The sequence below is a fragment of the Acinetobacter sp. CAU_H_S139_7 genome (genome assembly GCF_058599305.1).
This window is the reverse complement of sequence record NZ_CM178651.1, coordinates 324917-337411: the sequence shown is the minus strand read 5'-3', so window position 1 is coordinate 337411 and position 12495 is coordinate 324917. Positions and strand designations below refer to the sequence as shown.

Sequence of the window (12495 nt, the reverse complement as noted above, 5' to 3'; positions counted from 1 at the left end):
GATACCTTTGAAATGATTAGTTTAATTAGACCAAAAAGACTTTTTTACGCACTATAGAGGTTAAAAATACCCAGCAGAGTCCGCATAAAGGAAATGTATATCGGGCGCGGTACGTGCTATTATATCGCCACTAAATTTGGCCTTTGTAGCGGAGCCGTAATGAGCCAACATCTTTCACTTCCTAAAGATAAAATTCGTTTCTTGTTGTTAGAAGGCGTTCACCAAAACGCAATCGACACACTAAATGCTGCCGGATACACCAACATCGATTATCGTAAAACTGCGCTTGAAGGTGAAGCGTTGAAAGAAGCGATTAAAGATGCACATTTCATTGGTATTCGTTCCCGTACACAACTCACTGAAGAAGTGTTTGAAGCAGCGAATAAATTAATCGCTGTTGGTTGTTTCTGTATTGGTACCAACCAAGTGAACTTAAATGCTGCGATGGTTCGTGGTATTCCAGTATTTAACGCACCATACTCAAATACACGTTCAGTGGCTGAACTTGTACTTGCTGAAGCTATCCTTCTTCTTCGCCGTGTACCTGAAAAATCGACAGATACACATGCAGGCGGTTGGAACAAGTCAGCGGTTGGTTCGTTCGAAACTCGTGGCAAAACTTTAGGGATTGTTGGTTACGGTTCAATTGGTTCACAACTTTCTGTCCTTGCTGAAAGCTTGGGTATGAAAGTGATCTACTTCGACACAGTAACGAAACTACCATTAGGTAATGCACGTCAAGTCGGTAGCTTAAACGAACTTTTAGCCAATGCTGATGTTGTTTCTTTGCATGTACCTGATGTTCCGTCTACACGTAACTTCATGACCAAAGAAAAATTTGCACAAATGAAAGAAGGTGCAATCTTCATCAATGCTGCACGTGGTACATGTGTCGTGATTGAAGACTTAGCAGATGCCTTGAAATCAGGTCATGTTGCGGGTGCCGCGGTTGACGTGTTCCCGAAAGAACCAAAAGCCAATGGTGAAGAGTTCATTTCTCCACTACGTAATATTCCAAACGTGATCTTAACCCCTCACGTGGGTGGTTCGACTATGGAAGCGCAAGCGAACATTGGTTTAGAAGTGGCTGAGAAATTCGTTTCTTATTCAGATAAAGGTATGACTTTATCTGCGGTGAACTTCCCAGAAATCGCGTTACCGTTGACCGAAGGCAAACACCGTTTACTTCACATCCACAAAAACGTGCCAGGCGTGTTGTCAAAAATCAATAACTTGTTTGCTGAACACGGCATCAACATTTCTGGTCAGTCTTTAATGACCAAAGGTGATGTGGGTTACTTGGTGATGGATGTAGACGCAACAGCATCTCAAGAAGCTTTAGATACGCTACAAGACGTTGAAGGCACAATCCGCGTTCGCGTATTGTTCTAATTCGACTCTATTTAAAAACCACAGCTGCCAAGCTGTGGTTTTTTTATTTTTGAATACTTGTTAAAATTTTATGTGCGATCCAAGCACATTCTCCGCTACTTTTCGCAAGTATTCATTTCTCTATCTAGTATTCTAATAATGCCAAATCTAAAAAGTACTCCCCACCTCCAAGCGACCTTTTTATTGCTGATTGCAATGCTTAGCTTGCAAAGTAGTGGCTCACTGGCCAAAGTGCTGTTCGATCAATTTCCCATTTTAACCGTTTCCGCCATGCGCTTGCTGTTGGGATCAATCATTTTGGCCGTGCTGTTTAAAATTTGGCAGGTTGACTTTAAGCAAGTCAAATATAAAGCCATTCTCAGCTATGGTTTTGCTTTGGCAGGCATGAACCTCTTGTTTTATTTATCCATTGCTCGCCTGCCACTCGGCATTGCAGTGTCGTTTGAGTTTATTGGCCCGCTCAGTGTTGCCCTGTTTTATGCCAAACAACGCTTTGACTTTGTTTGGGTCGGGCTGGCTATTTTAGGCTTGGTTTTACTGTTTCCTTTCGACCAAGCTGCTCAACCTTTAGATCCTCTTGGGATTGCATTTGCACTAGGTGCAGGTGCATGTTGGGCCTTGTATATCGTGGCGGGACAGCGCCCATCGGGTGTTTCGGGCAACCATACCGTGTGCTTAGGCATGTTTGTCGGCATGCTGATATTAATGCCGCTCGCCCTATTCAGTGGTTTACCCACAAATGTGTTTGAACCCTCAAACCTGATCTATTTCGTAGCTTTGGCAGTTTTGGCCAGCGCTTTGCCTTTTAGCTTGGAAATGATTGCGCTACGCAATTTAACCGCTTTAAGTTTTGGGACGCTCATGAGCCTTGAGCCTGCCATTGCAGCACTATCCGGTTTTGTCTTTCTAGGCGAGCAACTATTGTGGTCACAGTGGCTTGCGCTCAGCGTGATTATCATGGCGTCTATTGGTTGTACCCATACAGCCCAGAAAAACCGAAAAACTGTAGTTTAAACCATGTGATCAAACGTTTGAATTTAGCTTTTAAATCCAAAGGCTCTATCGATTACTTTTAAATTCATGTCATTGCATTAAAAAATTCAGCTTATTCAGCAGCCAACTTGGGTGCTGAATCGTTATACTAATCCACCGTCTTAAAATAACAGGTCGCCATGACCTGATGTGTGCATGATGCCTAATTCTCAACTGATGGCAGTGATGTTCATGGTCTTGTCCATGCTGTCCTATCAAATCAGTGCTTCTTTTGCCAAGCAGTTGATTGCAATCCTGGATCCCCTCACCGTGGTGACCCTTAGACTGTGCTTTGCGGCAATTTTAATTGTGCTGATGTTCCGCTCATGGAGCATCATTAAACGCCTACCGCATTTAAAATGGAAAGATTTACTGAGCTATACGGCAGCCTTATGCCTCATGAATATTTTATTCTACGCTTCACTGGGTAGACTGCCGCAAGGTATTGCCGTAGGTTTAGAGTTTTTAGGCCCTTTAACTTTAGCGCTACTCTCGATCAAACAACGTCGTGATTATATTTGGGTCGGATTAGCGATTTTAGGCATTGCACTGATGGTGCCGTGGCATCAAGCCAATGCAACCAACTTCTCCTTCTTAGGAGCTGCATTTGCGGTTTCAGCGGGTGCTTGCTGGGCGCTGTATATTTATTTTGGGCAAAAAGTCGTCCGTCAAAATATCGGCATGCATGCCCTCAGTATTGCTATTGTGATCTCAGCCTTGGTGCTTCTGCCCATTAGTGCCACGCATAACCCTACAGCGCTGATGCAAACGGAATACTGGCCGAAAGCCTTATTGATTGCACTACTCGCCACAACCATTCCCTATGCTCTAGACCTCATGGCTTTGAAACGTTTAAGTAAACTCAGCTATGGGACGCTTTCAAGTTTGTCGCCGGCTTTAGCAGCCTTGGCAGGTTGGTTACTACTAAAAGAGCAAATTAGCATGTGGCAAACGTTGGCGCTGGTTTGCATTATGATTGCCTCTGTTGGTGTTACCTTTAGAGCCAAACCGCAAAGTGATGACGCGCTTTAAATCACCAAAGATGGCACTCGCCATCTTTGGTTGAAAATGGACTTAAACTAAACTGTCTTTTTCAATTTTTTTGTACTTTTTGTATTCCTGCTGATACTGCTTGGCGAGCGCAGTCTTTTCAGCATCGAGTAAAATTTTTCCTGCTTGCTGAAAGAAACCATGCTCCTCTTCTTGTAAGTGATGATGTACAGTTTCCGATAATTTTTTTGCAATTGCCAACCAGCCCGGATTGGAGAACTCCGTCTCGGTCAATTGTTCCAATAACTCATCCATTTTATGGTGTTCTGCCAAAGCATGGCGGGTAATGTTGAGACCCGAATCAGTCATCATTAAAGGGATATAAAAATAACGGTCTTCTGCCACAGCATGGGCAAATAATTCATTTTTAAGCCGTTCAAATAGCTCACGGCGCTCAGGCGTATCCCCTGAAGTTTGGAGTAGTCGTTCAGCCAAATTTCGTTGTATAACGTGACTTTCTCTTAAGGCTTCAAATATATTCATTCTATGCTCCAGTTCCATTCAACTTAAAACATCATTTTTTATTGAAAAGCTTCTTGGCACAGCGTTGAGTGCACTGTATTGATCATAAATGCAATAAACGAGAAATGAGGTCACAGACTGCGCGTTTTTTGTAATGAAGTTTTAAAGGTGGAGCCCGATTACATCAAAAACATTTGATAGCTCAATCTTACAATCAGAATCGTCACCAAAATAAGAAATAAAATGCGGATAAAACCACTGCCGTATTTCAGCGCCATTTTTACCCCACAAATAGACCCGATCATATTTGCGACGGCCATCGTGCCTCCTACAGCAAAGAGCACATGCCCCGAGGGAATGAAAAAGCTTAGCGCTGCAAGATTGGTCATCACATTGCCAATTTTAGCCAATGCCGCCGCATGCAAAAAATCAACGCGTAAATAGCGAATAAAATAGAAAATAAAGAAACTGCCCGTGCCTGGGCCAAACAAACCATCATAAAAGCCAATGGCTAAACTCCCGATTCCCGCCAACAGCAAAATTTTAGGCGTCACAGTTTGCGCCATATGCACTTGCCCAAATTGCTTCTTCATGAGGGTATAGACCGCCATCACAATCAACATGAGCAAGACAAAGGGTTGGAGGACTTCTTTTGGAATCATGGCGACACTGGCCGCGCCCCCAAATGAACTGATGGTGGCACACACTGCGACCACAGCCAAAAGTTTCCATTCAAAGCGCACTTTACGGGCAAAGGAAACGGCTGAAGTGGCTGTACCCACCACTGCCGCTAATTTGTTGGTGCCAAATAAAGTGGCAGGTGCCATCGACGGAAATGCATTCATCAAAGCGGGAATTTGGATCAGCCCACCACCACCGACGGCAGCGTCAATTGCACCTGCACAAAAGGCAAAAAAGATCAGACTGATAATAATGTCGATGTCCACGCCTTATCCTTTTTACCGAGTGATATATTTCGATTATAGATTTAAAACTCGCTTTGGAACCAATCTTTTCTTATCAGTAATTTCAGCCAAGCCTAAGCATTTTTCCCCATCGAAAACCAAGACCTGCGCTTCCGCTGTATGCTCAATATTACTTTCCATACCGCGACTAAAGTATTCACTGCGTCCTTCTGGAACTTGTACTTTAGGAAAATGATCTACAGGTGCATATACAGGTAACAACAGTGCTTCGCGCTCTTGTTCAGACAAACTTTCCAAATACTCAATGGTATAACTTGGAATCAGATCAAAATGACCCGTTTTAATGCGGTGTAAATAAGTCAAATGACCATAAGTACCCAATGCCTTCGCAATATCTTCGCCTAAAACACGAATATATGTACCTTTCGAGCAGGTAATATCAAGGGTGACGCTGTCTGCTGTGAATGAAAGCAACTCAATCGCAGAGATGGTAACCGGACGGGCTTCACGCTCAATCTCAATCCCTTTACGGGCTAACTCATATAAAGGACGACCATCTTTCTTCAAAGCGGAATACATTGGTGGCACTTGCTGAATATCACCCATAAACTGAACCAAAACGGCTTCAATCAACTCTTCGGTTAACTCAGGTACAGCCTGCTCTAACAACTGCTCGCCTTCCACATCACCTGTGGTGGTGCTGTGACCCAGCTGAATGGTGGTTTGGTAGCGCTTCACTGAGTCCAACAAAAAGTGCGAAAACTTGGTCGCTTCGCCCAAACAAATCGGCAGCAGTCCCGATGCCAATGGATCAAGCGCTCCCGTATGCCCCGCCTTTTGCGCACGGTATAACCAACGCACTTTTTGCAATGCCGCATTTGAACTGATCCCCAATGGCTTATTCAATAAAAATACACCATTCACGGCACGGCGCTGGATTTTTGAAGCAGATGATTTCATAACATAGACACGTCTTAAAGCTGCCGCAATACTATCAACCGCTTGTCTAGTTTTACAACTTTTCTGTTGTTTATTTGCCCTTTTGTTTCAGAATAAATCGAGTTCAGTCATATGAACCAAATAAAAAATACAATAGGGATGTTAGGCATAGGATATGCAAAAAAAGAAATTATGGCTCATTTTCGCCGTGATCGCTGTTGTCATTCTTGGTTTTCTCATTTGGCTCGCACCCAATGCAACTGTTGGCTCAAACCATGAGTCGATTCGCTCTAGCGCTCAAAATACGACAGGCTTATTACCCACAGCGTCAGACTTGCCACATGCTTCAGGGCTGCCTTTTGTCAGTAACAGCCAACAGGACACCGAAGTCAACTGCCAACTGGTGCTCGACCAAGGTAATCGCTTAGTTGTCAATGAACAAACACGTAACTGTTTTGAATATTTTATTACCCAATATGGTGAAAAAAATATTGATCAGATCAAGCAAGATTTTAAAGCCTATATGCAGCAAGGTTATAAAGAACCTGCGCTTAAGCAGATTTTAGATCTTTGGACTCGTTATTTAGATTATCGTGTGCAATTGGGGAGCCTGAAGGAGCCAAGCCTAAATAAAGAAGACCCTGAGTACTATCGTAAAATTTTTGCTTCGATGAAAACCCTACGCAGCCAGTTCTTTTCCGACTATGAAATCGAAGGCCTCTTTGGCGCTGAAAATACCTACCATGAATATACCTTAGACCGTATGAGCATCATGGCAGATCAATCCTTAACTGAAGTACAAAAAGCGCAGAAACTGAAAGAACTGTTTGCTCAACTGCCTGAAGATTGGAAAGAAAACCTAGAACAACTCTCCAAACTCGAAGATCTGCGTAAACTGACCTCAGATATTAAAGCGCGGGGTGGCTCTGCCGAAGAAATTCGCCAAATGCGCCAGAATCTTGTCGGTGCCGAAGCGACCGTACGCTTAGAAAAACTCGACCAAGATCGAAACAATTGGAAATCTCGGGTCAACACTTACTTAGAACAACGCGACAGCATTCTCAACAGCAACATGAATCAAGATACTCAGCAGCAAGCCATTCAAAAACTACGTGATCAACAGTTTAATAATTCACAAGAACAACTTCGACTAGGAGCCTTTGAAACCACGCATGACACAGGAGGAAAACTTCCGTTCGCAGATTAAAGCTATACCGTGTTTGACTTTTTCAGGATGAAAAAAATGTTTATAACGAAAAGAATGATACAAACAATGTCACTCGTAGGACTGATTACCAGCCTTGGACTCAGCGCAACCACAGCCACAGCTGGATTACAGACGGTGACCGCAAGCGTAAAAAGTAATTATGCTCAAACCAAATATCCATTGCTATTTACCCATGGCATGTTTGGGTTCAGCCGAGTGGGCGTTGCCGAACTGGGGCTAGATTATTGGTATCAAATTTTACCCGACTTGGCTCGAAATGGAGCAACCACCTTTGCAGCACAAATTTCCCCTTTAGAGTCAACTGAAGTACGGGGTGAACAGCTACTACAACAAGTTGAAGAGGTCATCGCCCTGACAGGCAAGCCCAAGGTTAATTTGATTGGACATAGCCATGGCGGACCAACCATTCGCTATGTAGAAGCAGTTAAACCGCAATATGTGGCCTCACTGACAGGCGTGGGAGCAACGTTTAGAGGTTCAAAAGTAGCTGATCAGCTTCTTGCCAATCAAGGCGGAACACAACTCCTCAGCCTAGCGGCAGATTATATTATTGGTCCTATGCTTGCCTATGGACAAAGCAACCCTGCATTAAAAAGCAATTTAACGGCATCGCTCACCTCAATTAGTGAGCAAGGTTCCCTTGTTTTTAATCAGAAATATCCAACATCAGCATTGGCTTCAGACTGTAACAAGAGCGGTGCAACATCCAGCAATGGCGTATATTACTATTCGTGGACAGGCACATCTCAAGTCACGAACATTCTCGATGTTGCAGATAGTGCGATCTCACTGTTAGGGCCTTTAGCCTATGGCCATTTAGACAATGATGGTTTGGTGGCACGCTGTAGTACACACTTCGGTAAAGTCATCCGTGATAACTATGACTGGAACCATTTAGATGAGGTCAACCAAGTTATGGGGCTACGTGGACTATTTAGCGCAGACCCTGTTGATGTCTATCGCCAACATGCCAATCGCTTAAAACTTCAAGGACTCTAGTTCTATTTTTCCCTTCGAATCTTTACCGTTTCGGAGGGATGCCTCCTAGAATTATCCAGTTACAAACTGTATTTAATTTAATCGGATTTCTCTACGCTCTTCCTCCCTCACCTTTATACTCATTTTTGACAACTTAAATTGTCGTCATAAAAAATAAAAAACGAGGATGATCAATGAAATATGGATTATTGATAGCTGGACTGCTGTCGACCTGCGCACTTGCTACTACACAAACGCAAGCAGCCGCTTCACAAATTAAATCAAACTACGTTGCCTCTAATTATGCAAAGACCAAATACCCTTTGGTTTTTGCACATGGTATGGGGGGCTGGATTCGAGCAGGAACCGATGAACTTGGTGTGGATTACTGGTATCAAATCTTGCCAGATTTAGCCCGTAACGGTGCAAACGCATGGGCAACACGCGTTTCGCCATTCAACACATCTGAAGTTCGTGGTGAACAACTGCTGCAACAAGTTGATGAAATCTTAGCGATTACAGGAGCACCCAAAGTCAATTTGCTTGGTCATAGTCACGGCGGACATAGTATTGCCTATGTCTCAAATGTTATGCCCAATAAAATCGCGTCTGCAACAGCCATTTCCAGTCCTTTAAAAGGCTCTCCTGTGGCGGATTTGATTATTTCCGCGCAAGGTACGCCGCTAGAACAACCGCTGGTAGGCTTAATCAACTTTGGGTCCAAGGCTATTGTTTGGGCACAACAGCAAAATCCGAACTCACTTCCACATGATGCACTCGGTGCGGGTAAAAGTTTGAGTCAAGCTGGGTCTAAAGCTTTTGCACAGAAATATCCATTGGGTATGCCAAAAACAAGCTGTGGTGAAGGTTTAGCGAAAGAGAATGGGGTTTATTTTTACTCTTTCTCTGGCAACTCAACATTAACCAATATTCTTGATCCAGACTCATTATTGGGTGCGACAGGCTTACTCATGCAAGCGCCAAATGATAATGATGGCTTAGTCTCACGTTGTAGTGCCAAATATGGCAAGACCGTGCGCGATAACTATAATTGGAACCATTTAGATGTGATTAACCAGTTCTTTGGACTACGTTCTATTTTTGCTCCAGACCCTGTTGATGTTTACCGACAACACGCCAACCGATTGAAGCTTCAAGGACTCTAAAATTTAGGCATAAAAAATGCGCCATTAGGCGCATTTTTTTACTCGTATAAAACTTAAAATTAAGCTTTAACTTTACGAGCTGGTAACTTTTCACGAATACGTGCAGCTTTACCAGACAATTCACGTAGGTAGTAAAGTTTAGCACGACGAACGTCACCACGACGTTTCACTTCGATTTTAGCAACGATTGGAGAGTGAGTTTGGAAAACACGCTCAACACCAACACCGCTAGAAATTTTACGTACTGTGAACGCAGAGTTCAAGCCACGGTTTTTCTTCGCGATTACAACACCTTCAAATGCCTGAAGACGCTCACGGTCACCCTCTTTTACTTTAACCTGAACGATAACTGTATCGCCTGGTGCAAAAGCTGGGATGTCTTGTTTAAGCTGTGCATTTTCAACAGCTTGTACTAAAGGATGCTTACCGCTCATGGGGTATCTCCAATATGTGCGGGTCAGAAGAGGTCTGATATCCGCTGGGTATAGAGGCTAAATCGCATAGACCCGATTATCTTTCTCTTTATGCTTGACCACTTCAATGCACAAAGAGCCTATTAAAAGAATACTCTGAATTAAGTATTCAAATCTGTTAGCCATTTCTTTTGCTGCTTCGTCAACTCCACATTTTCCACTAACTCAGGTCGGCGTTGTTGTGTTCGTTGATAACGCTGCAAAAACCGCCATTTCTCAATATTGGCATGATGTCCCGACTTTAAGACTTCAGGGACATCCAAACCTTCAAAATGGTCTGGCTTGGTATATTGTGGGCAGTCCAAAAGACCATCCACAAATGAGTCTTGCACATGAGACTGTTCATCAGACATTGCACCCGGAAGTCTCCGAATAATACTGTCTAATAAAACCATCGCAGGAAGCTCACCACCCGATAAAACGTAATCCCCTATGGACCATTCCTGATCAACATACTTTTGGATCAAACGTTCATCAACCCCTTCATAACGACCACACAATACAATCAATCCATCATAGTCGACAAACTGTTGTACTGCAGGCTCATTTAAGGTTTTTCCTTGCGGTGACATATACACCACAGGAACATGAACTGCACCTGCTTGCATGGCAAGCTCTTTGGCATGTTGAATTGCTTTTGCCAGAGGCTCAGCCATCATCACCATACCTGGACCGCCACCAAATGGACGTTCATCCACTCGTTTGTAGTTGCCCTCAGCATAATCACGAGGATTAATACAAGTTACTTGTACTAAATCACTTTTTGCTGCACGCCCGCTAATACCGTAGGCTGTAATCGCTTCAAACATTTCAGGAAAAAGCGTAATGACTGCAAAAAACATCGCAGACTCCCGTATTTCCAAAAATAATTAGTAATCTACGCCCCAATTCACGTAAATACGACCAGCTTCGAGATCAACGCGTTGCACCACATCTTTATGCCATGGAATCATACGCTCTTCAGCATCAACGCTGTCTGGTGTTGCGTGAACCACCATCACATCATTGGCACCTGTCTCAAACATTTCATGGATTTTTCCGAGATTTACTTCTTGTTCTTCATCATCCAAACCTAACACTGTTAAGCCTTTCAAATCTGACCAGTAAAACTCATCCATTCCTGCTTTAGGAAGTTGCGCTTTTGAAATCCAGACATTTGCGCCAACTAGGTTATCTGCTGCAGTGCGATCAATGACGCCTTTGAGCGAAACAACTAAGCCTTTGCCATGCGGTTTCCAACGTTTTACATCTATTGTTTGCCAACCTGCTTTGGTTTCAATGTACCAAGGCAGATAGTCAAAGATGTTGCTCATCGGTTCTGTATTGGAATAGATCCAGAGCCACCCATTTAATCCATATGCTGAACGTAACTGTCCAATCTGAATACGATCTTCGGGAACATTCTGTGTTGGTGTCATGGGCTACCTACTACTTAATTAGCAAAAATTATGCAGTAGCTGCAGCTTTCTTAGCTTGAGCAGCTAAAGAAGCAACACGTTCAGATGGTTGAGCACCTTGAGCAACCCAGTGCGCAAAACGATCAGCATCTAAACGAAGTTTTTCTGCTTTACCTTGAGCTGTTGGGTTGAAGAAACCAATACGTTCGATGAAACGACCGTCACGTGCATTACGGCTATCAGTTACAATAACTTGATAGAACGGACGTTTTTTAGCACCACCGCGTGCAAGACGAATAACTACCATGATACAACCTTATAGTTTTTACGGATTATCCCTGCCCCGACCACCGGAACATTTCAAACCCCTTTCATAGAGGGCAATATTTTACGTTATCTTTGCTGTGAAAGAAAGATTAAAATTTATTTATCCACAGTTTTGAATTTGGGTTTTATCTGCCGTCCCAGTTGGATGTGCCACTTAGGGCACAAGTCGATGCACCTTTGGTCCAGCATTTTTGCCCTTGGCTATTGAGTAAAATCACGCCATCACCAGCTTGAGCCGCTTTTGGGGTAGCAGTCATTGTCCACGTTTGTGCGCTTTGCGCTGTTAATGCAAGGGCATAACGCTCATTGCCAACATAACTCAACGCTGCATCCGTATAATGATGCTTAATCACATAATAACTTTGTAACTGCTGTGCTTGTTGCATCATTTCACTTTGCATATCGGCGCGGTGAGTACGTTTGATATATTCTTGATAGCTTGGGTAAGCAATCGCAGCCAAAACAGCAATAATGGCCACCACTATCATCAGCTCAATGAGGGTAAATGCTTGTTGTTGTTTCATCACCATGCCTCACTGTCTGCACTGACATCACTGCAACTGCTAAATGATTTATTCGGTTTTCCATTATCAGCATCTGCAATAACACCTGTCGTTTTGGTCATACAACGCAAGCCATCACTATTCAACATTACATCATAATTATTGGCTTGCTTAGTAGTGTCCATACGTGTCGCTGTTATCACCCATTTTAAACCCGTGTCTGCTTGGTCTAGCGTTTTATAGCCTGTCGCATTTTCAGTCAAAGTGAGTGTGTATTTGGCCGTATTTGCATCTGAGCCAATGGGCAATAACAATGTACCGTCTGCCTTATCATAACTACCAGCATACAAATAAGTGGCATCAAAACCTTTATAACTGTAATTTTTAGACTTAAAGCGCTCTAGCTCAGATGCCAACTTTTGCGCTTCTTGTTTCACGACAGCAAGGTCTTTGCGTTCTATATACTGTGCATAACTCGGAATGGCGATAGCGGCAAAAATTGCCACAATCACCACCACAACCATCAACTCTATCAGCGTGAATCCTGCGAGATTTTTAGCTCTCCCCCTGTGTATGGGGGAGCGTGTCAAATTTTCACCAATATCCAATACCTCATACTCTG

Annotated in this window: 15 protein-coding genes; 6 read left to right on the top strand and 9 right to left on the bottom strand. The window is 43.4% G+C overall.

Features of this window, described 5'->3' with window-relative positions:
- Window positions 1-159 precede the first annotated feature (159 nt).
- The 3 genes from serA to AC4MC0_RS01555 all read left to right on the top strand — a co-directional run bounded on the left by serA (window position 160) and on the right by AC4MC0_RS01555 (window position 3456).
- A complete protein-coding gene (gene serA, locus AC4MC0_RS01565; RefSeq protein WP_004691438.1) occupies window positions 160-1392 on the top strand; it encodes a phosphoglycerate dehydrogenase in 1233 nt (410 codons plus the stop codon).
- 138 nt (window positions 1393-1530) lie between these two features.
- Complete coding sequence (locus AC4MC0_RS01560) at window positions 1531-2406, top strand: EamA family transporter (RefSeq protein ID WP_491887255.1); 876 nt, start codon at window positions 1531-1533, stop codon at window positions 2404-2406.
- A 177-nt stretch (window positions 2407-2583) separates the two neighbouring features.
- Window positions 2584-3456 carry an EamA family transporter gene (locus AC4MC0_RS01555; RefSeq protein ID WP_234963378.1) on the top strand — a complete coding sequence of 291 codons (873 nt, stop codon included), beginning with the start codon at window positions 2584-2586 and terminating at the stop codon, window positions 3454-3456.
- A 42-nt stretch (window positions 3457-3498) separates the two neighbouring features.
- On the opposite strand, the gene AC4MC0_RS01550 is transcribed toward AC4MC0_RS01555, so the two are convergent.
- From AC4MC0_RS01550 to truB, 3 genes are all read right to left on the bottom strand, one after another.
- Window positions 3499-3957 carry a hemerythrin domain-containing protein gene (locus tag AC4MC0_RS01550; RefSeq protein ID WP_201706840.1) on the bottom strand — a complete coding sequence of 153 codons (459 nt, stop codon included), beginning with the start codon at window positions 3955-3957 and terminating at the stop codon, window positions 3499-3501.
- A 158-nt stretch (window positions 3958-4115) separates the two neighbouring features.
- Window positions 4116-4883, bottom strand: coding sequence for a sulfite exporter TauE/SafE family protein (locus AC4MC0_RS01545; protein ID WP_491887254.1), 768 nt, complete (start codon window positions 4881-4883; stop codon window positions 4116-4118).
- A 33-nt stretch (window positions 4884-4916) separates the two neighbouring features.
- Window positions 4917-5822: a tRNA pseudouridine(55) synthase TruB gene (gene truB / locus AC4MC0_RS01540; protein WP_491887253.1), complete on the bottom strand. Its 906-nt coding sequence runs from the start codon at window positions 5820-5822 to the stop codon at window positions 4917-4919.
- A 154-nt stretch (window positions 5823-5976) separates the two neighbouring features.
- Here truB and AC4MC0_RS01535 point away from each other — a divergent pair, with 154 nt between their 5' ends.
- The 3 genes from AC4MC0_RS01535 (at window position 5977) to AC4MC0_RS01525 (ending at window position 9173) form a co-directional block, all read left to right on the top strand.
- A complete protein-coding gene (locus AC4MC0_RS01535; protein ID WP_491887252.1) occupies window positions 5977-7008 on the top strand; it encodes a lipase secretion chaperone in 1032 nt (343 codons plus the stop codon).
- Window positions 7009-7062: 54 nt separating this feature from the next.
- Entirely contained in the window at window positions 7063-8028 is a 966-nt protein-coding gene (locus tag AC4MC0_RS01530) for an esterase/lipase family protein (RefSeq protein WP_130235350.1), read from the top strand.
- A gap of 173 nt (window positions 8029-8201) precedes the next feature.
- The gene (locus AC4MC0_RS01525) at window positions 8202-9173 is read left to right on the top strand and encodes an esterase/lipase family protein (RefSeq protein WP_130235325.1); all 972 of its coding nucleotides are present in this window, start codon (window positions 8202-8204) and stop codon (window positions 9171-9173) included.
- 59 nt (window positions 9174-9232) lie between these two features.
- On the opposite strand, the gene rplS is transcribed toward AC4MC0_RS01525, so the two are convergent.
- From rplS to AC4MC0_RS01495, 6 genes are all read right to left on the bottom strand, one after another.
- Window positions 9233-9607 carry a 50S ribosomal protein L19 gene (rplS, locus tag AC4MC0_RS01520; protein WP_004691454.1) on the bottom strand — a complete coding sequence of 125 codons (375 nt, stop codon included), beginning with the start codon at window positions 9605-9607 and terminating at the stop codon, window positions 9233-9235.
- A 140-nt stretch (window positions 9608-9747) separates the two neighbouring features.
- Window positions 9748-10488, bottom strand: a complete 741-nt coding sequence (gene trmD / locus AC4MC0_RS01515; protein ID WP_094148539.1) for a tRNA (guanosine(37)-N1)-methyltransferase TrmD — start codon at window positions 10486-10488, stop codon at window positions 9748-9750.
- A 27-nt stretch (window positions 10489-10515) separates the two neighbouring features.
- Window positions 10516-11064, bottom strand: a complete 549-nt coding sequence (gene rimM, locus AC4MC0_RS01510; RefSeq protein ID WP_004978035.1) for a ribosome maturation factor RimM — start codon at window positions 11062-11064, stop codon at window positions 10516-10518.
- Window positions 11065-11092: 28 nt separating this feature from the next.
- Window positions 11093-11350 carry a 30S ribosomal protein S16 gene (gene rpsP / locus AC4MC0_RS01505; RefSeq protein ID WP_004718284.1) on the bottom strand — a complete coding sequence of 86 codons (258 nt, stop codon included), beginning with the start codon at window positions 11348-11350 and terminating at the stop codon, window positions 11093-11095.
- Between the two features lie 145 nt (window positions 11351-11495).
- Window positions 11496-11894, bottom strand: coding sequence for a type IV pilin protein (locus AC4MC0_RS01500; protein ID WP_201701734.1), 399 nt, complete (start codon window positions 11892-11894; stop codon window positions 11496-11498).
- Window positions 11894-12397, bottom strand: coding sequence for a pili assembly chaperone (locus AC4MC0_RS01495; RefSeq protein WP_333656801.1), 504 nt, complete (start codon window positions 12395-12397; stop codon window positions 11894-11896). Before AC4MC0_RS01495 ends, AC4MC0_RS01500 begins: the two co-directional genes overlap by 1 nt.
- Window positions 12398-12495: the final 98 nt, after the last annotated feature.